Origin of the sequence: Sphingobium sp. CFD-1 (assembly GCF_024611115.1) — a bacterium.
In the GTDB taxonomy this organism is placed as follows: domain Bacteria; phylum Pseudomonadota; class Alphaproteobacteria; order Sphingomonadales; family Sphingomonadaceae; genus Sphingobium; species Sphingobium baderi_A.
Genome location: NZ_CP084399.1, coordinates 1 through 22040, shown reverse-complemented (window position 1 = coordinate 22040; position 22040 = coordinate 1). Strand labels below are relative to the sequence as shown.

The 22040-nt window shown below is 63.0% G+C and carries 34 protein-coding genes; 8 read left to right on the top strand and 26 right to left on the bottom strand.

Annotation, left to right across the window (positions count from 1 at the left end):
• Nucleotides 1-4 precede the first annotated feature (4 nt).
• Nucleotides 5-706: a DsbA family protein gene (locus tag LDB26_RS19455; protein ID WP_257542351.1), complete on the bottom strand. Its 702-nt coding sequence runs from the start codon at nucleotides 704-706 to the stop codon at nucleotides 5-7.
• Nucleotides 703-1518, bottom strand: a complete 816-nt coding sequence (locus tag LDB26_RS19450) for a TlpA disulfide reductase family protein (RefSeq protein ID WP_257542349.1) — start codon at nucleotides 1516-1518, stop codon at nucleotides 703-705. Before LDB26_RS19450 ends, LDB26_RS19455 begins: the two co-directional genes overlap by 4 nt.
• Before the next feature lie 78 nt (nucleotides 1519-1596).
• On the opposite strand from LDB26_RS19450, the gene LDB26_RS19445 reads away from it, so the two are divergent.
• The 4 genes from LDB26_RS19445 to LDB26_RS19430 all read left to right on the top strand — a co-directional run bounded on the left by LDB26_RS19445 (nucleotide 1597) and on the right by LDB26_RS19430 (nucleotide 4753).
• A complete protein-coding gene (locus tag LDB26_RS19445; protein ID WP_257542347.1) occupies nucleotides 1597-2256 on the top strand; it encodes a winged helix-turn-helix domain-containing protein in 660 nt (219 codons plus the stop codon).
• Nucleotides 2253-3593 carry an ATP-binding protein gene (locus tag LDB26_RS19440; RefSeq protein WP_257542345.1) on the top strand — a complete coding sequence of 447 codons (1341 nt, stop codon included), beginning with the start codon at nucleotides 2253-2255 and terminating at the stop codon, nucleotides 3591-3593. Before LDB26_RS19445 ends, LDB26_RS19440 begins: the two co-directional genes overlap by 4 nt.
• Nucleotides 3594-3925: 332 nt before the next feature.
• Nucleotides 3926-4261 (top strand): hypothetical protein, encoded by a 336-nt coding sequence (locus LDB26_RS19435; protein WP_257542343.1) that lies wholly within the window; start codon nucleotides 3926-3928, stop codon nucleotides 4259-4261.
• A 93-nt stretch (nucleotides 4262-4354) separates the two neighbouring features.
• Nucleotides 4355-4753 (top strand): hypothetical protein, encoded by a 399-nt coding sequence (locus LDB26_RS19430; RefSeq protein WP_257542341.1) that lies wholly within the window; start codon nucleotides 4355-4357, stop codon nucleotides 4751-4753.
• Nucleotides 4754-4813: 60 nt separating this feature from the next.
• Here the strand turns inward: LDB26_RS19430 and LDB26_RS19425 are convergent, their stop codons facing one another.
• The 6 genes from LDB26_RS19425 to LDB26_RS19400 form a co-directional block, all read right to left on the bottom strand.
• Nucleotides 4814-5941: a relaxase/mobilization nuclease domain-containing protein gene (locus LDB26_RS19425; protein WP_257542339.1), complete on the bottom strand. Its 1128-nt coding sequence runs from the start codon at nucleotides 5939-5941 to the stop codon at nucleotides 4814-4816.
• Entirely contained in the window at nucleotides 5928-6467 is a 540-nt protein-coding gene (locus tag LDB26_RS19420) for a mobilization protein (RefSeq protein WP_257542337.1), read from the bottom strand. Before LDB26_RS19420 ends, LDB26_RS19425 begins: the two co-directional genes overlap by 14 nt.
• Nucleotides 6468-6679: 212 nt before the next feature.
• Complete coding sequence (locus tag LDB26_RS19415; RefSeq protein ID WP_257542335.1) at nucleotides 6680-7645, bottom strand: ParB/RepB/Spo0J family partition protein; 966 nt, start codon at nucleotides 7643-7645, stop codon at nucleotides 6680-6682.
• Nucleotides 7645-8409 carry a ParA family protein gene (locus LDB26_RS19410; RefSeq protein ID WP_257542333.1) on the bottom strand — a complete coding sequence of 255 codons (765 nt, stop codon included), beginning with the start codon at nucleotides 8407-8409 and terminating at the stop codon, nucleotides 7645-7647. The genes LDB26_RS19415 and LDB26_RS19410 overlap by 1 nt, the downstream gene beginning before the upstream one ends.
• A gap of 28 nt (nucleotides 8410-8437) precedes the next feature.
• On the bottom strand, nucleotides 8438-8608 hold the full coding sequence (locus tag LDB26_RS19405) for a hypothetical protein (RefSeq protein WP_257542331.1): 171 nt from the start codon (nucleotides 8606-8608) through the stop codon (nucleotides 8438-8440).
• Nucleotides 8608-8856: a hypothetical protein gene (locus LDB26_RS19400; protein WP_257542329.1), complete on the bottom strand. Its 249-nt coding sequence runs from the start codon at nucleotides 8854-8856 to the stop codon at nucleotides 8608-8610. Before LDB26_RS19400 ends, LDB26_RS19405 begins: the two co-directional genes overlap by 1 nt.
• Before the next feature lie 260 nt (nucleotides 8857-9116).
• On the opposite strand from LDB26_RS19400, the gene LDB26_RS19395 reads away from it, so the two are divergent.
• Nucleotides 9117-9416 carry a DUF721 domain-containing protein gene (locus LDB26_RS19395; protein WP_257542327.1) on the top strand — a complete coding sequence of 100 codons (300 nt, stop codon included), beginning with the start codon at nucleotides 9117-9119 and terminating at the stop codon, nucleotides 9414-9416.
• Between the two features lie 187 nt (nucleotides 9417-9603).
• Here the strand turns inward: LDB26_RS19395 and LDB26_RS19390 are convergent, their stop codons facing one another.
• From LDB26_RS19390 to LDB26_RS19380, 3 genes are all read right to left on the bottom strand, one after another.
• Complete coding sequence (locus LDB26_RS19390; RefSeq protein WP_257542325.1) at nucleotides 9604-9792, bottom strand: hypothetical protein; 189 nt, start codon at nucleotides 9790-9792, stop codon at nucleotides 9604-9606.
• Nucleotides 9793-9987: 195 nt separating this feature from the next.
• Complete coding sequence (locus LDB26_RS19385; RefSeq protein ID WP_257542323.1) at nucleotides 9988-11430, bottom strand: DUF4942 domain-containing protein; 1443 nt, start codon at nucleotides 11428-11430, stop codon at nucleotides 9988-9990.
• Between the two features lie 63 nt (nucleotides 11431-11493).
• Nucleotides 11494-11886, bottom strand: coding sequence for a DUF3768 domain-containing protein (locus tag LDB26_RS19380; protein WP_257542321.1), 393 nt, complete (start codon nucleotides 11884-11886; stop codon nucleotides 11494-11496).
• Between the two features lie 476 nt (nucleotides 11887-12362).
• Here LDB26_RS19380 and LDB26_RS19375 point away from each other — a divergent pair, with 476 nt between their 5' ends.
• The 3 genes from LDB26_RS19375 (at nucleotide 12363) to LDB26_RS19365 (ending at nucleotide 13546) form a co-directional block, all read left to right on the top strand.
• Nucleotides 12363-12701 (top strand): hypothetical protein, encoded by a 339-nt coding sequence (locus LDB26_RS19375; protein ID WP_257542319.1) that lies wholly within the window; start codon nucleotides 12363-12365, stop codon nucleotides 12699-12701.
• A 288-nt stretch (nucleotides 12702-12989) separates the two neighbouring features.
• On the top strand, nucleotides 12990-13250 hold the full coding sequence (locus tag LDB26_RS19370; RefSeq protein WP_257542317.1) for a CopG family ribbon-helix-helix protein: 261 nt from the start codon (nucleotides 12990-12992) through the stop codon (nucleotides 13248-13250).
• Complete coding sequence (locus LDB26_RS19365; RefSeq protein ID WP_257542315.1) at nucleotides 13247-13546, top strand: type II toxin-antitoxin system RelE/ParE family toxin; 300 nt, start codon at nucleotides 13247-13249, stop codon at nucleotides 13544-13546. Before LDB26_RS19370 ends, LDB26_RS19365 begins: the two co-directional genes overlap by 4 nt.
• A gap of 123 nt (nucleotides 13547-13669) precedes the next feature.
• Here LDB26_RS19365 and LDB26_RS19360 read toward each other — a convergent pair whose 3' ends face one another.
• The 15 genes from LDB26_RS19360 to LDB26_RS19290 form a co-directional block, all read right to left on the bottom strand.
• Nucleotides 13670-13993 (bottom strand): hypothetical protein, encoded by a 324-nt coding sequence (locus tag LDB26_RS19360; protein WP_257542313.1) that lies wholly within the window; start codon nucleotides 13991-13993, stop codon nucleotides 13670-13672.
• A 72-nt stretch (nucleotides 13994-14065) separates the two neighbouring features.
• Nucleotides 14066-14857, bottom strand: a complete 792-nt coding sequence (locus LDB26_RS19355) for a hypothetical protein (RefSeq protein ID WP_257542310.1) — start codon at nucleotides 14855-14857, stop codon at nucleotides 14066-14068.
• Nucleotides 14854-15126 carry a hypothetical protein gene (locus tag LDB26_RS19350; protein ID WP_257542308.1) on the bottom strand — a complete coding sequence of 91 codons (273 nt, stop codon included), beginning with the start codon at nucleotides 15124-15126 and terminating at the stop codon, nucleotides 14854-14856. Before LDB26_RS19350 ends, LDB26_RS19355 begins: the two co-directional genes overlap by 4 nt.
• Nucleotides 15123-15329, bottom strand: coding sequence for a hypothetical protein (locus LDB26_RS19345; RefSeq protein ID WP_257542306.1), 207 nt, complete (start codon nucleotides 15327-15329; stop codon nucleotides 15123-15125). The genes LDB26_RS19350 and LDB26_RS19345 overlap by 4 nt, the downstream gene beginning before the upstream one ends.
• Before the next feature lie 22 nt (nucleotides 15330-15351).
• Nucleotides 15352-15588, bottom strand: coding sequence for a hypothetical protein (locus LDB26_RS19340; RefSeq protein ID WP_257542304.1), 237 nt, complete (start codon nucleotides 15586-15588; stop codon nucleotides 15352-15354).
• 2 nt (nucleotides 15589-15590) lie between these two features.
• Nucleotides 15591-15857, bottom strand: a complete 267-nt coding sequence (locus tag LDB26_RS19335; RefSeq protein ID WP_257542302.1) for a hypothetical protein — start codon at nucleotides 15855-15857, stop codon at nucleotides 15591-15593.
• A gap of 348 nt (nucleotides 15858-16205) precedes the next feature.
• Nucleotides 16206-16628 (bottom strand): hypothetical protein, encoded by a 423-nt coding sequence (locus LDB26_RS19330; RefSeq protein ID WP_257542300.1) that lies wholly within the window; start codon nucleotides 16626-16628, stop codon nucleotides 16206-16208.
• Nucleotides 16625-17224, bottom strand: coding sequence for a hypothetical protein (locus tag LDB26_RS19325; protein WP_257542297.1), 600 nt, complete (start codon nucleotides 17222-17224; stop codon nucleotides 16625-16627). Before LDB26_RS19325 ends, LDB26_RS19330 begins: the two co-directional genes overlap by 4 nt.
• Nucleotides 17221-17487: a hypothetical protein gene (locus LDB26_RS19320; RefSeq protein WP_257542295.1), complete on the bottom strand. Its 267-nt coding sequence runs from the start codon at nucleotides 17485-17487 to the stop codon at nucleotides 17221-17223. Before LDB26_RS19320 ends, LDB26_RS19325 begins: the two co-directional genes overlap by 4 nt.
• Nucleotides 17484-17786 carry a hypothetical protein gene (locus LDB26_RS19315; RefSeq protein ID WP_257542293.1) on the bottom strand — a complete coding sequence of 101 codons (303 nt, stop codon included), beginning with the start codon at nucleotides 17784-17786 and terminating at the stop codon, nucleotides 17484-17486. Before LDB26_RS19315 ends, LDB26_RS19320 begins: the two co-directional genes overlap by 4 nt.
• 59 nt (nucleotides 17787-17845) lie before the next feature.
• Nucleotides 17846-18784, bottom strand: a complete 939-nt coding sequence (locus tag LDB26_RS19310) for an ArdC family protein (protein ID WP_257542291.1) — start codon at nucleotides 18782-18784, stop codon at nucleotides 17846-17848.
• A gap of 881 nt (nucleotides 18785-19665) precedes the next feature.
• Complete coding sequence (locus LDB26_RS19305; RefSeq protein WP_257542289.1) at nucleotides 19666-19998, bottom strand: single-stranded DNA-binding protein; 333 nt, start codon at nucleotides 19996-19998, stop codon at nucleotides 19666-19668.
• A 344-nt stretch (nucleotides 19999-20342) separates the two neighbouring features.
• Entirely contained in the window at nucleotides 20343-20708 is a 366-nt protein-coding gene (locus LDB26_RS19300; RefSeq protein ID WP_257542287.1) for a WGR domain-containing protein, read from the bottom strand.
• A 97-nt stretch (nucleotides 20709-20805) separates the two neighbouring features.
• Nucleotides 20806-21684: a zeta toxin family protein gene (locus tag LDB26_RS19295; RefSeq protein WP_257542285.1), complete on the bottom strand. Its 879-nt coding sequence runs from the start codon at nucleotides 21682-21684 to the stop codon at nucleotides 20806-20808.
• 5 nt (nucleotides 21685-21689) lie between these two features.
• Nucleotides 21690-21986, bottom strand: coding sequence for a hypothetical protein (locus LDB26_RS19290; RefSeq protein WP_257542283.1), 297 nt, complete (start codon nucleotides 21984-21986; stop codon nucleotides 21690-21692).
• Between the last annotated feature and the right edge of the window lie 54 nt (nucleotides 21987-22040).

Below are 22040 nucleotides of genomic sequence, written 5' to 3'. Positions count from 1 at the left end.
CGGGTCATCCAGCGGCGGGACGCGGCTCTTGCATCTGTTGACCCTGCGAGCGAGCGAGAGTCACCGCTTCGCGCAGATTGGCCAGATCGATCGAGCCGGGGATCAGATAATTGCCGATCAGCAAGCCCGGCGTTCCTGAAAGCCCCATCATCGCGGCATAGCGGCTCGTGCGGCCAAGCGCCTGGTCGATCTCGGTGCGATGCTGGGTCAAATCCCTCTGCAATCTCGCCCAATCGACGCCAGCGCGATCGGCGGCCGCCCTAATCGATTCCGAACTAAGCTTCCCCTGTGACTGCATGAGGGCATCGTTGAATGCAGCATGCTTGCCCTGATATTGGGACGCGATGGCGGCCCGGGCGGCTTCGGTGGAGGGCGCCCCGAAGATCGGCCAGTCCCGATAGACCAGCTTCACCTTCTTGTCCTCACGCAACAGGGCTTCCAGCGCCGGGTGGACCTTGCGGCAATAGGGGCACTGGTAATCGGAGAACACAACGATCGTCACATCATAGCCCTGCGGCGCAACGGTCGGCGCAACAGGATCGTTTTGGATCTCGTGCCGGATGCGCTCGCCCTCGGCCGACGCCTGCGCATCAACGCTGCCGGTGGCTGATTGGGCGTGGGCGCCGTCGTCACCGGCCCGGAGGACTGCAACGCCGGCGACAAGCGCGATGGCGCTCATTGCGCCGATCAGGGGTAATTTCTTCATATCGGATTCCTTTCAAGATCACGGATTGCCGCAGTCAGGGCGGCGCGTGAGATTTCACCGGCATGGATCGAGCGTATCCGTCCGGTAGCATCAACGAAGAGAGTCGTAGGAAACGCCTGCGCCTGGGTGGCCTCGCTCAATGAGCCGGTGGGATCGACGGCGATAGACGCCGCAGAGAGCTTTTCGCGTTTCAGATAGGCGGTGATCGCGGCTTGCCCCTCGCGCTGGTTGACCAGCAGGATCGGCACCTTCGAGCCGCTGGCCACGTCGATCAGCATCGGCATTTCGCGGCGACAGGGTGGGCACCAGGTCGCCCAGAGATTGAGCGCGAACGGTCGCCCGCGCAAACTGTCGAGCGGGAGCGACTGACCGTCCATTTGGGCCAGGACAATGCCTTGGGGCAGCGGACGGGCGGGCGGTGCAAGCCAGTGCATCATGCCCATATGCGTCAGCGCCAGCGCGGCGAGCGACGCAAGCAACCCGCCCGTCGCGCGTTGCCGTCCAAGCAACAAGGCCACCATGACGGCCGCGGCGGCCACGCCCGCCCAGATGGTGAAACCGCCCTGCCAGAATGCGAGGATGGTCCAGGGTTCGACCGCAAAAGCCGTGAAATTCTCCGCGACATAGGCAAGGCGTGCGACAAGGACACCCGCAAGCGCGGCGACCCATGCCGCGCGCGCCGCCCGACTCTCAGTGCGCGCGCCAATCCATGTGCCGGCGCTGAGAAACAGCCACAGCGCCGCGACCGCGAACAACCGATCGCTCGCGAGCATCAAGGGGCCAAGCTGAATGACGCCGTCCATCATTCCCATGATTGGATGGCAAACTTAAGACAGGCTTAGCGCACGCCTTAAGTGTGCGGTAAGCTGGCGACCTGAACGGAAGGAACGATGCGAATACTGGTGGTCGAAGATGATGATGTGCTGCGCGATGGCTTGGTCGCCGGGCTTGGCCTCGATGGATTCGAGGTCGATGCGGTCGCAAGCTGCGCCGACGCGCGCGCCGGCATCGCCAGCGGCGATCATGCGGCGATCGTGCTCGATATCGGCCTGCCCGACGGTTCGGGTCTGGATCTGCTCACCGAATGGCGGGCGGAGGGCATCACGACACCCATTCTCCTGCTGACGGCGCGCAACCTCGTTTCGGATCGCATCGACGGACTGGATGGCGGCGCGGATGATTATCTCGGCAAGCCATTCGATCTTGCGGAGTTGTCGGCGCGCCTGCGGGTGTTGCTGCGCAGGTCCAACGGGCGCGCGCATAGCGAGATTGTCGTGGGCGCGCTGACGATCGATGAAGCGCGCCGCGAAGTCCGGCTGGACGGGCAGGAAATCCCCCTCTCCCGCCGCGAATATGCCATTCTCCACGCCCTCGTCGCGCATCCGGGCCATATCCTCTCACGCGCCCAGCTCGAAGATCGCATCTATGGTTGGCAAGAGGAGGTCGAGAGCAACGCGGTCGAGGTCCATATCCACAAGCTCCGCTCCAAACTCGGTCGCAATTGGATCGAGACGGTTCGCGGCGAGGGCTATCGGATCGCTCGTCCATGAACTCGCTGCGTGTTCGCCTGTTCGCGCTGGTCGCGGCCGTCACCATGCTCGTGTGGTCCGGCGCAGCCGCTTGGACATCGCTTTCCACCCGCGCCAAAGTCGAAAAGGTGCTCGATAGCCGTCTGGTGGAAGCGGCCCGGATGGTCGCGGCGCTCAATGTCCCCGCCTCGGCGATCGCGCAACGTGTGCCTCGCACGCCCTACGACCGGCAACTGTCTTGCCAAATCTGGTCCTTGCGCGGCGAACTCCTCAGTCATTCCGGCAGCACGCCCACGTCGCCGCTCGCCAGCGGCAAGCCCGGATTCTCCGAACGCGCGATCGGGGACGGACATTGGCGGGTCTATACCCATGTCGATCCCGAACGCGGCATCCGAGTCATGGTCGGCGACAACCTGATCGTTCGCGACAAACTGATCTCCAGCATGATTACGGGATTGTTGCTGCCTGCGATCGTCGGGTTGATCGCCCTCGCCATCCTCTTCTGGCTTAGCATCTCGCGCGGCCTGCGCCCGTTGGACAAGCTGGCTCGGACTATCGAGGCGCGCTCGCCGGACATGCTTTCCCCGCTCGGAATTACCAATGCGCCAAACGAGCTGGCTCCGGTCGTGAACGCGATGGATGGTCTGCTGTCTCGCCTCGATGCCGCTCGCCGCGCGGAACGGGATTTCGTGGCGAACGCAGCCCATGAACTGCTGACTCCGCTCGCGGGCCTCAAGACCCAGGCCGAAGTGGCACGCCGGGCGAGCGATGGCGCGATGCGCGATCACGCCCTCGAACGCATCGCCTTCTCGGTCGATCGCACGAGCCGTCTCGTCCGCCAACTTCTCGACCTCGCGCGAGAGGAAGGGCGCGTGCGCAGCGATCCCCCGCCCCGCGCTGAACTTGGTAGGGTGCTTGATGAGATTGCCCAGACCTATGAGCCGCTTGCACGCGCGAATGGCGTGAGGCTCGACATCGATGCGACTTGCCGCAATCTTCTTATCGCGATCGAGCCCGAAGTGCTGGTGCTCGCGATCGGCAATCTGGTCGAGAATGCCATCCTTCACGGGGTGTCCGGGGGACTCGTGCGGATCACATGCGCGAAGGATAGCGGTCTGGAACTGCGCGTCACCGATGCTGGTCCCGGCATTCCGCTGCAAGAAAGGGATCGCCTCCGCCGTCGCTTCGAGCGCGGTAATGGCACCGATGTTCCCGGTAGCGGTCTTGGCCTTTCGATCGTCGAAGCGGCGATCGGCTCGGTGGGAGGCCGCTTGGATCTCCGCTGTGCGGAACCGTCCGGCCTGATTGCCGCAATCCATATTCCAGACAGCGCACTGAGCACAAAGCGGGCCGGTTAATCTCTCTACGATGCGGCGCCGAAATTTCGCTCCGGCGGAATAGGTCCAATCTGGATCAAACGACTGTCGCGCATGATACTGGCCATAAGATTCCCTTAAGGTTCGGAAAAGACCACTGTTCCATGCAGGGGTTTTGCCCATTTTTCAGGGCCGCCACGAACGACAAGATGTCACGCCGCGCCTCGCGGAATGATGACAATCATGGAGAGTGAGCGGTGCAGCGGAGGCGTTCAAAGAATAACGACCTTCCGCCACCAGCCCATTCGCTCATCCCGCGTTCTGCTGACATGCTCGGTCACTCCGCTCAATGGGTTCTCAGGCTGATCCGAAATTTGGCCGGCGACAGCCGCACGATAGAGATGGGGGCGGCGGCGCTCGCTGCTGTCGGTGGCGATCGTCACGCTCTCGTTCAGCTCGGCCGCCTGTGCGGCCTCTTGATGATTGTCGGCCTCGACATCGCCATTCGGGAAGCCGGCTCGGTCTCGCGTGATGAATGGAATTTTCTGACCTGCCTCGCTCTCGCACAGCGCCGCAAGATCCCCGCCAACTGTCCGATGGTCGGGCCTATGATCGACGCGGAGTTGCGATCCGCCTTACGGAAAGAAATGATCGGCGCAGCGCAACAGCTAAAGCGCCTCGGTATGCGGCTTCCCGTCTTGCAAGCGTAACCGCCTGACCATGCTACCCTTAGCCTGACAGCTTGCTCGCTGGCCCGGCCGCGCATATCTATTGCGAAAGACTCGCAATATGGAATCTGTAATATGAACAGCTTTTTTGTCCCGCTCGGTCCAGGCATTTATCGCTCCGGCACACGCGTCATGGAAACGGAAGATGATGGGAACGCATGGACCCAAGCCTACGATGCCCTGATCGAAAAGCATGACGCGGTTGTCGTGATTCTGGACGCCGCGCAACGGCCAGGGCCGGAAGCGGGTAAGCCGCTCGCACTCTGGCTAAAAGCGCGCCGCGAAACCCTCGCTGCCAAGGTCAAACTTGCCATCTACGTCGTCGAAGATGCGGCAGAACGCAAGTTCATGGAGGAACGCAGCAATCGCGCATCAATAGCCTTTCCCTACCCGACAGCCTTTGTCGGCTCCTTTGCTGACGCGGAACAACTCGCCGCGCGAACGCTCGGGGTCGAAGGGTCGTCGAGCCGCTAAACCGTTCACACACTAACAGTTGCCCAAATACGCAGGCTTCATCTTGCCAACGCTTTCCGACTAGCGCCGGCGGCCGCCCCGGTCATCTGGCGCTGGCTCACGGCGATCAGCCCCGCGCTCGGTTCCCTTCTTGTCGCCCCCGCGCTCAAGGTCACTCCCCTGCCCCGCCACTACGCGCCGATCACGTTGGCCGATCTGGACCGCCAGTGCCAGACGTCGCGAGAGCGGCAACGGCATATCCGCGACAAAATTGCGGACCTCCGCTGCTAGCGCCCGGTCCTGCGACCTACCACTCCCGTCAAGCGCCCGCGCCGCTTCCTCATAGGCTCCCCTGATCGCCTGCTGGCGTCGTAATGCCTGATCGTCCTGAGGCCGATACTCCGGCTCCGGCGCGCGTGCGATCCGAACCGCCTCGTCCAACGTTCGGCGTCGAAGGCGAACCGACTCCCCTCCCCTATCCTTTGGCCTGCGGTGGCCACGCAGCTCGATATGTCGCACTGCCGATGGATCAGCCTTCCGGACGATGCCACGGGCACGTCTCGGCGTTGCTTCTGCCTCTACGCCGCGCGCCCGCAATTCATGGGCGAAGCTCTCACGAAATGCGTGCAAGTCCGCCTTGCGCGGATTGAACCGCACCCCCTGATAGCCTTCGGCCGCAACCGTGATGTGGACGTGCGGGTGGCCGGTATCAGTATGGAGCGCCATGGCGTAGCTGAATCGCTCCCCCAGCTCGACACGCGCAAAGGCTCGTGCGGCGTCGTGAACGATATCAGCCGGGATTCCTGCTGGCATGGACAGCACCATGGATATGGACGTCGGACGCGACCGGCCCCGATTGGTAGCGTCGTCCAGCGCTTCCCATTCGGCCGCCAGTTCCCATAACCCTGCGACACTGGCGATCCGCTCTCCATCGCCCGTCTCGACGTCCAGTTTGCCGTGACGTCCTATATATTCGAGATGGGCACTCAGATGGCCCCCGCCGCGCTGTCGCCCCGAAACCTTGACCACCACCTCGGGCGCCTTACGCACGATGCGCGCCAGCTTCGCGCGCACATTGTCCGCTGTGTGTCCCCTTCCCCGCCCGCTCGATATACGCAGGGTGGCCCCTCTCACGGATCGCTTGCCGCCTACAGGCGGCCGCCATGCCTCCATGAGCGAAGGCAGCGCGAGCACATCATCCTCGTTCATTATCGCCTCTCCAGTAGGACAGGTCGCCCTTGAGCGCCTGACCGATCGCGCGCGTCTGCTCAGCCACATCTTCGCGCATGGCCGCGACCCGCGCCGCCTCGCGCGCAAGATCAAGCCGGGAGTCTGTCATCGTCGCGGAATGAAGGGCATGGACCGCCTGATTGATATTGAGGCCGACCCGCCTGATTTGCCGCCAAGCATCGGCAAGGGCCTGCCGCTCCGGGAGCGCCGGTGGCGTGTCGTCACGGAGCCGATGTTGCACCAACGTAGCGACCCAGACATTGCGCGTAAGCCCGCGTTCTGCGGCGGCCTGGTCAAGCAACGTAAGCTCCTCATCGGACAACCGGATTTCGACGCGACGGGACCGACGCACGGGGCCGGCAGCGGGCGCTTCTGCCTCCCCTGCGTCTGCTGTGGCTCGCTCGATCACCTTTCGGAGCAAGACCGAACGACCGCCCTGCCCCGCTGCCACGCGGTCGAAACGCCGAGCCAAGTCGGCAGGAAGGCGGACCCCGAAAAATGTCACATAATAGCTCTAATGTTTTACAAGCCCGGCTGCAAGCCTATCCCGCCATCAAGCATTTAGAGTCTTTCCCTTTCCCTTTCACTATGCACATGCATAGCCTCACGCCGGCGACCCTCCCCGCCAGGCGCGTTGTGCGTTTCAGGTTGACGTGCGGACCGCGCCTCTATGCACATGCATAGTCGTGCGCGAGAAAAGCTCGTTCGGTGCGAAAATCAGGAAGCTGCGCCGATAAGCCGGACTTCGCTGGCGGCCACCGTCACCGGCCCGTCTGCGCCTTCGAACAGCACGGAAACCGTATCGGGCAAGATCAGCCGTCCATTCCTGCCGCCCACGATAACGGTTACGATCGGGGCAACCGGGGCGGCAGGGGCGACTGCCTTACGCCTCCCCTTCCCCCTAACCGATGCAGGCACTGAATCGGATTCAGCCGGATCGGGACCGCCGTGCTCCTCGCTCGCCGTTTCGAAAGATGGCGGGGCAGGAGTTTCGACCGGGGCAACCGCTTTGGGGGGCTGCGGGTCTTTAAGCCCTCGCACGAAACCGGCGACCGCCGCGGTGGTCACGCCCTGCTCACGCCGTGATGCCACAAACCGCTTGATCGCGTCGGAATGCTTGCGGGAGGCGATGTGAAGATCGTAGAGCGCTCGCCGGGGCCAAACGTCGATCAGTTCGCGCAGATAATCCGCCATTTCGGGGACCGCCGCGAATTGCGTGATCTCGGCAGGCTTGCAGCTCAGCTCCTCCGCGATGGCCGTCTTGCTCCAACCCTTCTGCAATAGCCGCTGCACCGCCTCGACCATTTCGCTGGTGCGCAGGTCCGCCCGCTGCTCGTTCTCGATAACCTGCTCAACAAGATTGTCGGTTTCGCTGGCGGTTTCGGAAACAATCGCACGAATCGTCGGCTTGCCCGCGATTTTCGAGGCCCGCCAACGCCTTTCCCCGAAACGAATGACAAACTTTCCGTCCTTATCTGCGGGCCGGACGGTAATCGGTTGTAGAACCCCGCGTCGTTCGATCGATTTCGCCAGCTTGGCCAGTTCCTCCTCATCAAAGTCACGGCGCGGATTCTCCGGATCGGGGATCACATCGTCCAACGCCAGTTCCTGCACCGCAGCCTCGGCCGTCCGCGCGTGAAGAACGCCGCTGATCTGCGCCGCTCGCTCCCTGAAACTGCTCACTACACGATCTCCTTGGCCGGAAGGCCATCCATACGGTCGCGGATCTGGGACAGCACGAAGCGCATTTCCTGCCCTGCAACCATTGCCGCCCGCTTTTTGAGGGTCCAGACTGGCACACCCTGCGACACGGCCTCTTCATAGCCGTCGCGCTGCGCCAACAGGCCGTTGAACACCATGCTCGTTCCGATCGTCCGCACGATCTCCGCGACATTCTCCTTTTCGCGCGGACTATGGCTGTTGAACCGAGACGGCAGGAGGCCAAGAAAGTTGATCTTACGCCCTCCCCGGCCACTTTGCTCCGCCGCCTGAATGGTTTTCAGAAGCTGTTCGACACCATCAAGCGCGTAGTCTTTCATCTCGATCGGGGCGACCAAATGATCCGCAACAGTCAACGCAGCGAAATTCAGCGCACCCCACGTCGGCGGAGTATCGATGACACAATAATCGAATAACGGAGGAAAAGCATTGAATGCCTTCACCATCTGCTGAACGTCTTGGAGTTGGACGATATCAAGCGTTTCATCTGATTCGAGCACGGTGAGGCCAGGAGCGCCCGTCAATTCGATTTTGGCATCAGGATCGAACAGGTCCGACGATCGCCCTCCCCTGCCCGCGGCCGCAAGCGTGCGCGACCCGTTGCCCTGAGCGTCAAGGTCGATGAACAGCACCCTCGCGTCATCTTCGGCCAAGAACCATGCAAGGTGCGTCGCCAGCATGGTCTTGCCAACGCCGCCCTTGCGGTTGTTGATTACGATCGTCTGCATCGGTCGGATACCAGCTTTTCCGTCTCTCTTAGCCATCGTCTCGCCAACCGCCCCGCAACATCCGCTGATAATATTCCTCGGCGGCACGATCTCCGCGCCGACGCCGCCTCGATCTGCCGAAAAAATACGACAAGGCGAAGAAGCCGATGATGCCGACAAGGATGGCATGGTCGGGATTCGCCGCAAAATAATCAGACATCACCCATCTCCTTGCCCTGCGCCCTCTCCAGGTTGCCGCCCGCGCCGGTCGCGTAGATCGGAATCGGCAACTTCCAGCCCGTAAGTGGTCTTGAGCGCCGACAAAATGAGCGCGCGAAAGGTCATCCCGCCCCGATCCAACGCGATCCGGGCGATCTCGTTGCGCAGCGCCTTCGTGACGCGGATCTGGACGATTGCATCCTCGTCCATCGCATCGACGCCGCTCGCGGCCGACTTTCGCTCGTTCAAACCGTCCGTCCTTTTTCTGCGTCTCGAAGAGGAACGCGGGGCAGGACCATAGGCCAACAGCTTAATGAACTCAATACTTCATGCTCTTTGTCGAAGGTCGCCTATGGTGGCAGGCGCGGCGCGGCTATGCATGTGCATAGTCGCGCCGCGCCGAAATGGCGACACGCCATTTCTCGACGGGCCGGGGCCGCCGTGGCAAGATGGCAAGCATGAAGGACGGCGAAGGATTCGGACGACGCGACGAACGCGGAGGGGAGGCGATGGCGATCGGCGACCTTCTGCGCACCGTCGCCGCGCCTGTCATGCGCCATATGGGGTTCGGCCGTTCGGAATTGGTTGCACGCTGGCCGGAAATTGTCGGTCCAGCGCTCGCGCAACATACGACACCGATGACGCTGCGCCACCCTCCCGGCAGTCGCGCGCGGGGGGTTCTCGATGTAGCGACCGATCGGGCGCAGGCGACCGCCTTGCGCAAAGAAATCCCCGAACTGATCGCCCGAATCAATGAACTGTTTGGCTATCCGGCTGTGGAACACATCAAAATCTGCGTTCGCCGTTGATTCGAACGGTATGAAGGCCGCGCGACTATGCATGTGCATAGTCGCGCGGTCGATGGGAAGGGGGTTGTCGTCCGGACCTCCGAAGCCCGAAGGCTCTCTACGGCGCTATTGGGGAGCGCGTTCGCCTTCGGGCCTCAAGACAGCTTAGGAAGATCACGGCTGCGCGGACCTCTGGGATGCGCAGCCTTCAATCGTCGGACGGCTTTTCCCAATCGCCTATGATCCTCTTTGCCATCGTCACAAATTCCGGCTCATCGTCGTAGAGGTTCCATTCTCCGCGCTCTCCGGTGGTGTCGAACTTGTGCTGCTGCCACCAATCCTTGATGCAATTAGCAAGGTCGATAGCCTGCTGGTTGCTGTTGCTACTCGTCGTCATCGCACGATCTCCTTTCGCGGGATCAGTGGGGAAAGGGGCTGGTGGAACCACAGGGTTCCATCGGCCAGCGATATAGGCAGCTTTCGGACATATCGCCTTCATCTTCCGGCTGCTGGGGAAAGGAAAGGGGAAGGGGAAGGGGAAGCTGTAGCTGACCTGCGCAATCGCAGGGCAAGCCATAGCATTTCGACAATATCAATCCGGCTTCCTGATCGCCAGAATGACGGTGTTGATGTTGGTCCCCGCATGGGCGAACGATCCGGCAGGCAGATCGTGCCATTTCCGCCAGCCATAGGCGGGACGGCAACGCTCCACGATCTCGTGGAACGCGCGGTGCCGCTTGTCGTCGCGAAATTCGGCGCGCGCGCTCATCACCGCAACCAAGATACCGCCCGGTTTCAGGAAGCCGAAGGCGTGGCGGACATGATCGCAATCGCGGCCCCGATCAAACGGAGGGTTCATGATGATGCGATCATAGGAAGGCGAGGGGGAAAGGGTTAGGAAATCCGCCTGCCGCACGTCCTCGAAGCCGTGCAGCACCCGCAATTCGTGCGCCAATCCGGGCTGAATCTCGATGCAGTCCACCAGCGCCCCGGCCTCGCGCGCTGCCTTGGCCAGCACGCCGGTTCCGGCGCTCGGTTCCAGAACAATCATGCCCTTGCCGATCTGGGCATCTTCGATCACGCGATGGGCGACCGCCTCGGACGACATGAACGCCCCGAAATCCTTTGCGGGCGTCATATGATATTCCGGCGCTTCGGCTGCTTCGGTGGTGCCGTAGCCGTCGCCAATCACCTCGCCATAATATTCGGCCAGCAGCTTGTTCACCTCCTTGAGCAAATCCTTGCGCTCGAACCACAGGTGCAGATTGCCATTGCCGAAAACACGGACGCGGAAATAATCGCCGTTAATGACGAACGGCGTATAATCGCGCCCGGAAGTCACCTGCTCGATGATGCTCATGCTTTCGGGGCAGGGGCCTAGCCCGTCCAGTTCGCGGAAAACCCGCTCCACGTCCCGCAAGGTATCGCGCCGGTTATAGTCGCTCCACCACCGCCCGCTATCGCTTAGCGCGCGCTCGATGATGAGACGGCTCCCTATCTTGAAACCATCATGCGAGCGGAAACGCCGGTCCAGCGCCGCAAAGGTGTTGGCAATCCCGCGCAGATAAATATCGCGCCGGTTCTCCCAGATATGGCCGAACGTCGCCGCGCAATTCTCGGTCGTGAAGGCAGGTGGCACCCCTTCAAGGCCGGAATAAAATTCCTCGCGCGCCTGCCGGTCGAGAAGCTGGTCAAAGCCAAGTGTTTCCAGCAGATGCCGCCAGCACCGCCGATCAACTGCCGCCGTCATCTTCGCGGCGAAATGGTCGCGCGCACTGGTCTTGATCGTGCTGCGAGTTTCCCGGTCGTATGTTTCATGGTCGGCTTTTGCGAGGAATGCGCGCGTCAAGCCGGTATCGTTGTAGCGGTCGCCTGACGGCGCGGTTAGCGAGAGCGCCCCGCCAATGCTCAATCCGGCGGCCTCGTCGCTCAGGCGATGGAAGCTGTCGAAGGCGTCCAGCCAACGCACGATGGCCAAATCCCGGCCTGCGGTGATCTCATCGATCTGGACACGGTTCATCAATTCAAAAGACATGGGCGATTCCTCGCAATTAGGGGGGAAGGGGGGCGGTCGGTTCCGCCCCCGGCGCGTGGCCGATCAGTATTCGTCTGCGCGCAGGATGGTCAGGATGCGACAGGTAACGGCGGGGTCTGCCGGGTCGGGCGATCCGTAATCCGTCTGCCGGTCGTAATAGTCGATTTTCCAATAGCAGCGGGTGCCCCGCCACTCGAAGTCACCGAAATCGCGCTCGCCGTGCGGGTTGTTGTCCTCGCTGAAGGCCGAATAGGTGGAGACGATGAACATAAGTTCCAACTGGCGCGCGATGGCGATCGCCGGGTTGCTATCGACCAGCGCAAGAATGCCTTGCGTCATCACCACGATATTGGGTGCGGGACTGTCCAGCTTCGCGCGCATCTGATCGTTGAGCACCGCAACACACTCACGATAGGCCGCAAGCCGTTCGGGAGTCATTTCCGCAAAGTTTTTCATCTGCTTATTCCCTTCTTAAAATGGAGCCGAAGGCGATGGGCGCCATCGACTTCTGCCTGAGCGGCGAGCCGGGCCGGGGAATGGCGCAATGAGGGCTGATCGCGGGGGAGGGGGATCACCCGCCCTGCACAAGCGCAGCGCGGAAGGGTGGGGATACCCCCGCGATCACCAAGCGAGGCCGTTTGCGGCCGAGACGGCTTGGCCCTTGCGCCAGGGGGCAGGAACAGGCCCCGGAATCCCTGCAAACAGCGCGGCGGCTTGCCGCCTCACTATCGAGGCAAGGGAAAAGCGAACGTGCCCGTCTGCGGGCGCCACAGGACAGGGCAAGCCCTGTCTCTCCGCGCCACGACATGACGGGCGCGGCCTTCACACAGGCGTCCGGCAAGGCCGGGCATCATTGTCGGCGCTGGAGGTCTGCGCCGCGCTGCCGCAACGAAGATGGACGGCAGGGCGGAAGATTTGATAGTCGGATCGGCATGACCCAGATGGACCGCCTTTTCCCGCGCTGGACGTCCTCATGGGGCGCACTTGCCCGCGCCAATGCCCATGTGCGGTCGCAATGCCGTCTCTGCGGCATCCAGCAGCGCGTGGATGCCTCGGTGCAGGCGCTTCGCTTCGGGGCGAGCGCTTCCCCCCTTGACCAGCTCGACAGGTGCAGCGTGGTCGGCTGTCATGGCAGCGTCTATTTCTTGGCCGCGCGTTCCTATGGACGGCAATGGCTGACGCTGCTTTCTGGCGAAGATCGGCTATCCGGCGCCGCTCCCGCTGCTAATGCGCTGACGCTGGACCTTGTGCGAACCGGCCCGGCCGCCTGATCGCAGCCACATCCCAGCCAGCGCCGGTAGCCGAAAAACGCCGCATCAAGCGTCGAACAGGTTCAATCGGGGGGCGTTGCGGGGGGACGTGTCCCCCCGCAGAGGGGGTAGGGCGAGACGCGGCACGCGGCTCGAACTCAGGGGGAGACTTCCCCCGTTTATTGCCCTTCTTCCAACCTAGAAAGCCGCTGTCCGGCCTAGAGCATGGGGAAGCTGCCCGTGCAGCTTATGGAGACATGGGCTGGCAAGTGTGTTACAACGTGCACGAAACACGGAAAGGAGGCCCCAATGGGTGCGAGCATAACGATGACGATCCGCGTCACGCCCGATCTCAAGGAGAAGCTGGGCCGATTGGCGCACAATACGCGCCGCACGCGGTCCTATCTCGCGGCCGAAGCGGTCGAATCCTATGTGAACCGCGAACTGCGTATCATCGAAGGTATTCAGCGCGGGCTTGCGGACATGGAGGCAGGACGGGTCACTCCGCATAAGGAAGCGATGGATCGGATTGATGCCGCGATAGAAGCTGCCAGTAACAACGGCGCATGAGGCATGTGCAATGGTCGAACGACGCGCTGGATGATCTGGAACGACAAGCCGTCACCATCGCGAAGGACAACCCCGACGCAGCTCGGCGGGTTGCGAAGCGGATTCGCGCGACCGGCGACAGTCTAGCCGATTTCGCGACTGGCCACCCCGGACGGGTCAGCGGCACCTATGAGAAGTCAGTCGCCCGGCTCCCCTACATTATTGCCTATGCGCTAAGCGCAGATGAAAGCGTGGTGACGATCCTCCACGTCATCCACACGTCGCGGAATTGGCCAGAGGAAGAATGGCCGCAATAGCGCGGTGCGCCAGCTTACGAGCGATGAACCATCCCAAATAGCGCCCGCGCGGCCCGATGGCCGCGCCCGCCGCGCCGCCTTGGCGGTGGGGAGCGCCGCCGCCAGGGCGGGGGCGCGTCGGCGCTACGCCTCGGCCGTCTCCACATCGGCCCGTCGCCATAGCCGGATCAGCTCCACCATTTCGCCCTTGCGACCGAAGGCATCGGCATAGGTCGCAACGCCATGTTGGCCAAGATAAGCGAAGATGCTCGCCATGTCCGCCGCGATCGCCCGATCGACGCCGAACAGGTCGGCAATATCGAAACCGCCCCAATCGTGCGCGTTCCACCATGCCAGCAGGAAATTCGCGGTGATACGTGACTGCCCCGTGTCCGACAAAGCCACGGTTAACAGGCGATCAAGCGCCGCCTGCGCTTCGGAATGGGGGATATTGTCGGTTTCGTTCATCTCGCACCTCTTGGCCTGCATCATGGCGCATCGGGATCAGAAGGCAAAGGCTCCCTGAAAGGCATCGGGTGCCTAGAAGGCAAAAGCAGCCTGTCCGCTGCTTTCGGTGAAGCTCGCGCTATCACCCGCCGCATAGCGGTCGCGGCCTAGCTGGGACCATTGGAGATAGCCGGAACGGTCGCGACTGAACCATCCGTCCTCGACGCCGATGATGAAGCCCCATGCCAAATCCTCGGCACAGTCGGGGCCGGAATTGATCGGCCAATGCTCGCTGCCATTGTCCTGTCGGCAAATCGTGGGCTGGCTGAATGCACGAATGATCGCGCTCCGGTCGTCGGGTTCGGTCGCGCCCATTTCGCGCATGATCGCGCGCGCCTCCGCCGTGTTGATATGACCGGCGGCCTTCTTGTCCTCATGGTCGGAATAGCGGCACCCGTAGGCGACGGCCCGCATGATGCAGCCGGATTCGGTGAAATCCTGCGTTTCGAGCAATTCGCGCCATTTGCCTGCGCTGATAAGGTCGACGGCATGCCACCAACGCGCCGTGGGAGCGGTGGTATAGCCGAAGCGGTTGGGAGCACCGTTGCGGTCGATCTCGAAGCCCAGCGCGGCTTCTACGCGCCGCACATAGGGATGTTCGGCCAGCAGGGGATGGCGAAGCCCGATCCTGCGAGGCTGGTCGCCATCGGGCGGGCAAACCTCGATAGGAAAGCGGAACATGCGCGAGGGCAGATTCCAAGGCGCGGCAAGCGCGAAGTCACGGGGCACGTCGAACGAACGGTTTATGTCCAGAACGGCGAGGTTCGGCGCGAAGCCCGCCGCGACGATCCGTTCGCCCAGCTCGTCTTTGATTGCTTCGGTCATTTCCCCGCCTCCTTGCTGGTCACGCGGTCCAGAAGGCGCACCATCTGCGCGGACAGCGACTTGGCGGTGCCAAGGGCATCGGCCCTGTCGTTCGTATAGTAAGCCGCCCGCTCGGCGTGATCCCGGTGCCAGTCGGCACTATGCTGACGCTGATCGGCAAGGGCGATAGACGCGAGGCGGTATGTGATCCGATATTCTCCGTCCGCCTTGGTGATCGCCATATGCGGCAAGGCTCGGATCGCTGCGAAAAGCTCCTGATCGTTGGTCATCGTGCGTCCCCCGATCCATCGGCCGTCTCGAAGGTGCGCCGCTCGGCCATGTAATCGCCGCTCCGCTCGCAATCCTCGCAAGTTTCGTGATCGTGAACCGACACAAGGGTCCACTCCTGCGCTTCGGCGTCCCATGCAGCCGCTGCGTCCTTAAGAATGCTGGCGCTCCCGCAATGAGGGCAGCGCATTTCGATGCTTTCCATGATGCTCGTTCCTATCGGGAAGTCAGAAAATGCCGTGGTCGCCGCGCCAAATGGATGCCATCTCGCAACCAAGCTCGTGCGCGCACATGGCAAGGTCGAGGTCGAAATCTTCAACCTGCTCGCGGTCGGCGCTGGTCATGGCTTGCCAGTCGATCCGGGCCAGAAAATCGTCCCGCCGCGCGCAAAAACGCTCCAGTTCGGTAAGTGCCCGTGTGATCCGTTCCCGGTGCTGCTCGCGGGTTTCTACGAGGGTGGGCATGGTCACACCCCCTCTGCGGGAAGGCTGTCACCGGCCTGATGGCGACGGGCCATGGCGTCCAGCTTGCCGGACATCTCCTTGAGCGTCCGCGCGGTCACATAGCTGAAACACCCGCCCGCTGCCTTGGCCAGCGGCTCATGGTAATATGTTTCCCAGCCTCGTCCGCCCCGCCTGATCCGCATGAGATAGGAGGTTTTCCCGGCCATCGTGTAACCAACATATTCACCGGCCTTGAAACCGCTGGGTTCGATATTGGCGTGGTTCAACATTCCAATTCCCTTCTTAAAATGGAGCCGAAGGCGATGGGCGCCATCGACTTCTGCCTGAGCGGCGAGCCGGGTCGGGGAATGGCGCAATGAGGGCTGATCGCGGGGGAGGGGGATCACCCGCCCTGCACAAGCGCAGCGCGGAAGGGTGGGGATACCCCCGCGATCACCAAGCGAGGCCGTTTGCGGCCGAGACGGCTTGGCCCTTGCGCCAGGGGGCAGGAACAGGCCCCGGAATCCCTGCAAACAGCGCGGCCGATTTATCGGCGGCCATCACGATCATTGGCGGCGGCGCCGGCGAATGATCCCGGTCAAAAACCCCGCCGGATCGGCCCGCCGATCCGGCGACTGCTACAGGTCCAGCTCGCCTTGCCGGAACTCGGCGGGTTCCTCGCCTTCCCGGCCCTGCCATGCGATCTTGTCGCCTTGCCAGATGGTGACGAAACCACGGCCCCGCTCCGGTTCGGGATCGGGTTTGCGCTCGAAATTGTAGCAGAAGCTGCGGCCCATCGTGCCGCCACTGGCGACAGGGCCACCCGGCCGATGACGGATATGATTGCAATAGCCGCTCGGCTCCTTGACCCTGCGGCCATAGCCTCCCTGCCATGCCCGATAGTCGGATTCCTCGCGCGCGGTGGGCGGCTTCCAATGAAGGCAGCGGCCACAGGCCGCATCATAGGGCCGGGGCGCATAGGCTGGGGGCGGTGTCTGCGGTGCCGGATCGTCTAGCGGCGGTCCCCCGTTGTCGCCTATGCCGGGGCGGGGGGCCTTCATTGCCCGTCCTCGATCGGTTCGACGTCGCGTAGCTCGACAAAAACGATCTTCTCGGATCGCTCGGCACCTACCGGATCAAGATAGATATGGACATAATCGGTGATGGTTCGGGAGACGCGCCAGACCACGCCGACGCGGCCGACCCTGCGCTCGAATTGGCCGTCGATGGAGGCTGACGATCCTATCAGGCGAACGCGCTGGCCAAGCCGCAGCCAATTCGCCGCTGAACGGAGCATCGCCGCCTTCTCTTCGTCGCTTAGCTGGGGGCGGCCGATGCCGAATGCTGCATGGGGATCGCGCGCGATCCGGGCCAGCTTCTCGTCAACAGGCTCCGGTTGCCAGTCGATGACCGGCCCCGGCCTCGTCCGGTGCATGTGTGTCACCACCTTCGCGCCGAATAGATCGGGCTGCACGCCTATGGTGCGTCTGGCGATCATGGCGGCGTGATAATCGTGCCGCCATTGCCCATCGGGGGTGAGTGGCGGCCGCTCACGCGCCAGCGCCATAAGCTCGGCAAACTCCTCCTCCGAATTGGTGGCGATTTTCGGATCATAGCCCATCACGGCGCGGGCGCGCTCTCCGGCCCCGCTACTCATGTTGCGGCCCGTTCCAGCGTCTCGCCGATATCGTCCGCATCGAACGATTCCAGCGCCGCGATAGCTCCCTCCAAGGCGTCGATGCTTTCCTGCATCTGCTGGGCGCGCTCGCCCTCCTGCAAGCTCATGGGCAGGCTGTCGCGGGCGATTTCCTCGTCGTCGCGGATTTCCTGCAATGCCTCGATAACGGCCTGAATATCGGCCACGATGCCGTCGACCTTCTTGCGGACGGTGGCGATCCGCTTGCGGCGTTCGCGGTTCATGCTTCGCCTCCCTCGGCTTGGGGGCGCACATCGCCATGAATGATCCGGAAGCCTGCTGCGGCCAGTTCATCGCATAGCGCGCACTTGCGCTCCGCTGTGTCGCCCGTTTTCGCGATGTAGGCGCACCGGCCCCAATGAAACTCAAAACCGGCGCGTTTCAGGCATCCGCGAAAACGCTGGTGGGTGCGCTCGCTCCAATCGAAGGTGCCAGCATAATTGCGGAAGGCAGCGACGGCATAGACGGAGCCATAGTTTTCATCGCGCCAGCGCAATTCGATCTGCGGGGGATTCTTAGGCATGGGTCGATCCTTGGGAGAACAGGGACGGAATGGGGCGGCGGCGCGCCGCCCCTGATCGATCAAGCGGCCTGCCTTGCGGGTTCGTCGGCCATGTGGGAGAGGATCAATTCGCTCGCGGCCTGTGCGGCGCTGGCGGCGCGGAAGATGGCGCGCTTGTCGCCCCGAAGCGCTTTGAGCCAATCGGCAATATAAGCGGCGTGATCCTCGCGCTCGGTCGGTTCCATGCCTAGCTGCGCGCAAAGCATCGCCGCGCCAATCTCGGCAATCAGTTCCTCGAAAGCCCGGATTTCCTTGCTTTCACCGTAGTTGCGAAGGCTGTCGCGGTCCAAGCGGTCGGGATGCCCGGTGCTGTGGATTCCTTCATGGGCAAGGGTTGCATAGAAGGCGTTGCCGCTCACGAAATCGCCAAAGACGGGCATCTGTATGCGATCTTCGGACTGCCGGTAGAACGCGCTCGATCCGCCTTCGCTATAGGGGACAGGGTAATGGGCAAAGGCGGCGTCAAGGTCCGGGTCGCGCTCATCGCGGTTCTTGATCTCGACAACCGGGGCCGGATATTTCGCCATATCCAAGCCGTCGATCTGCTCGACATTGAACACGACATAGCGTTTCAGATAGCGCCGCGTCCGATCCTCGCCGTCATCGTCGCTCTGGTGCTGCTCGGCCTCGCCGTCCTTCGGGGTGAAGGTTCCGGCATGAACGACAAGATTGCCCTTCTCGCCCTTGCGGACCTGACCGCCCAGCTCGTGCGCTTGCCGGTAAGTCATCCAATAGGGATTGGCGTAACCGCGCGCCATCGCTGCGGACCAAAGCAGGAGGATATTGATTCCCCGGTAGGGAGTCCCTTCGTGACGCAAGGGAAGGGTTGCCGCGCCCGATGCCCATGACGGCGACCACGGGCGGGTGCCTGCCTCCAGCAAGGCGATAATGCCCGCTGTGACTTCTTCGTAAACGTCGATCCGGTTGGCTTGCGCGCTGCGGGCTGTGTTCCGTGCCATGTGCTTGTTTCCCTTCCTAAAAGATGAAGCCGAAGGCGCTGGCGACATCGGCTTCTGCCTGCTGGCGAAGCGGGTCGGGGAATGGCGCAACGGAGGGCTGATCGCGGGGGAGGGGGATCACCCGCCCTGCACAAGCGCAGCGCGGAAGGGTGGGGATACCCCCGCGATCACCAAGCGAGGGAGCTTGCGACCGAGACGGCCTGGCCCTTGCGCCAGGGGGCCGGAACAGGCCCCGGAATCCCTGCAAATAGCGCGGCCGATTTATCGGCGGCCATCACGATCATGGGTCAGCGCGACGACGAATGATCGGTGCTTCAGAAAACGGCTCGGCCCATGGCCCGCCCAAGAACGCGCAGGGAGAGGGGGCAGGCGGATTCGATCGGGGTGGTGCGGGCGCAACGAAGCGAGCCTCGGCCCGGTCTAATTCGCTTGCTGGGGAGAGGGGGCCGCGCGCTCCTTTCCCCGACAAGGCGAAAGGATCTCGCCGCCCCTGGGCGGCGTCACTGATCGACCGCGGCGTCGACCAGGCGGCAAGCATTGCGCCGGCGAGCTGGGTGACGTGGAAGCGCGGGCAGGGGGGCGTTGCGGGGGGACGTGTCCCCCTGCAGAGGGGGTAGGGCGAGACGCGGCACGCGGCTCGAACTCAGGGGGAGACTTCCCCCCTCGATCGCGTAACTCGGACCTCCGAAGCCCGAAAGCTCTCTACGGCGCTATTGGAGAGCGCGTTCGCCTTCGGGCATCAAGACAGCTTACGAGGATCACGGCCGTTCGGACGCGAAATTGACGGTCGCGGCGGTGCATTTTAGGGCGTCCAACCGGGAGATTCGCAGCCATTACGAACACGGAAGGAGGGGCGGGCCTTGCGGCCCGCCCCGGCGCCGTCACTCGGCGCGTTCGGCCGCGTGAGCGAGGATGCCGAACTGGTCGACGATGCGGTCGACGGTGTAAACCGTCTCGTCGCCCTTCTCGTAGCTGCTGTCCCGCAGGCGGCCTTCGACCCGCACCAGGTCGCCGACCTTGGCCTTGTCCGCGATATAATTGCGGGTGCCTTCGCGGAAGATCGCGACGCGGTTCCAATAGGTGTCATCGGCCCATTCGCCGGTGTTCTCATCCTTGTAGGGATAGTTGGCGGCGATCTTCAGGTGGACCACACCGTTACCGGCCTTGATCTCACCGATGCGGCCGATGATCTCGAACTTGGCAAGGTTACGCATCTTCATTTCCTTTCTTCGGGTTGATGATGGAAATGGGCGTCGCGGCAGCTTCGGCGCGTGCAAGGAAAGAAACGGAGGGTCCGTGGCACACGGAAACCGTAGCCCCGACCTCGACGGGGTGGTTGTTTCCTTGCACGTCTGAGCCGGGGCGGAGCGATCTTCCATCAGCAAAAAGCCCGTTGAAGGACATGGATGCAGTTCCTTGCCTGTTCGGGATTGCCGCATGGTGTGAGCCAGTCCGGCAGCGGCCCGCGTTCCGCCTTATCGCTGCCGACGTGCTCAAGGATCAAGCAAACCGGCAACCACGAGGACAATTGGAAGTGTAAAACATAATGCCTATTGTTTTACAACCGCGCAGGTCTTTCCGCGAAGCTATCCGCAATAGGCGACAAGGCTGGCGGTGTGGTGCGGTCGAACGCTGCGGGTCGATTGCAAAAGGGCGAGGGGAGATAGGGCACACCGATCCGCTTCTTCGCCGTTCCGCGTCGACGCAATGTCGCGGCGACGTGCCGCTCGGCGCTGGGGCGATCCGGAAAGGACAGCCGCTTGCTCCGGCCATGCGCGCCGATGCGCCCCCAGCTCGTCTCAACGATATAGGAGCCGAACAGGTCGCGGGTCACGACGATCTCATAGCGGCGACGGATATTGCGGGCATGATCGAGCGCGATCAGCTCGATCGGGACGAACAGGGCCGGGAAGCTGCAATGCATCCCCGGATTCTACCGGCCCCGGCGCGCGAAGTCTGACGACTATTTCGAATCAAACTCGCGCGACTGATTCACGCAATGAATCAGTCGCGCGCCGCGCCTAGCGTTCGCGCGGGTTCTTGCCACGCCCTTGATCGGTGCGCCCGCGATCAGGCTTCGCCTTCGCCTGCGGAACGATCCCATAGCGTTGCAGCGCGGGCGCGAGGCGATCGATTTCCCTGCGCCTATAGGCTACTTCCTCAGCCGTAAGGGGGCGCCCGCGCTCGCGCTCGACAATCGCACGCGCGCGCGGCTCGTCCGGGGAGGGGGGACGGGAAAAATCGAAGCGATGCAGGATCTCACCGCCGCGCCGATAAATGGTGAGGCGGTCGGCAAGGCGCTCATCCTGCATCCGGTCCAGCGTATCGAGCATTCCGCCCAGCGCGGCCCGATGCGCTTCCATGCTCGTCATGCGCCCGTAGCCGCGGCTGTCCTTCTGCGCGATGAAGCGCTGAAGGATGCCAAGCGCGCTCAACTCCGGGTTGACCGCCAGCGCTCGCGCATCGGTCACAAAGCCGCTGTCGCGAAAGCGGGTGAGGGTTTCCGCCACCTTGTCGGGCAGGCGCATGGTGCCTTCGACCGCGACATTGCAGCGCCGCCCAGCAGCGTCGGCAATCGCCATTTCGATCCAGCGGCCCGAATCGCGATCGGTGAAGAAAGCAGCGGTGCGGTCGTCCTGACGCTGCAATTCGCTATAGCGCGGATGGAAGGCGCGCAGGTCATCGCCGATGATTTCGATCAGGCCCCCGCGCCGATCGAACTCGGCGTGGGCGGCCGCCAGCAAGGCGCTCTTGCCAGCGCCAGGCTGGCCGCCAAGCACCAGAGCGGTAGGGCGCTCGACCGGCGCGGCCTGCGCGAACAGCAGCGGCGCGATGCGGCTTTTGTAGATCGCGCGATGCTTGTCCGGGGAAAGACGATAACGATCCGGGTCACGATCCATGCAGATCAGGCGGCGACGGCCAACTCGCTCTTGCCGTCGCGCGCGCGGACAATCGCGCTATATTCGCGGAGGACTTGCGCGACCGTAGCGTCATCGGCGACGCGCAGCGACTTCATCACGTCGAAACAATGGCGCGTCTGCATTTCGAGAAAGGCAAGGCGATCGCCGTCGGGCTGCGGCTTGGTCTGCTCGGCATCGATCTCGGCGCTGTAGCCCGCGATTACGTCAACCACCGCCTCGCGCGCCGCCTCGAAGGCGACGGCCTGGTCCTGAGTCCAGAGGGGAGCGGCAATCTCGGTCATGGCGATGATCCTATCAGAAAAGGCGTGGCGGAACAATTGGGGACCGCGAACAGG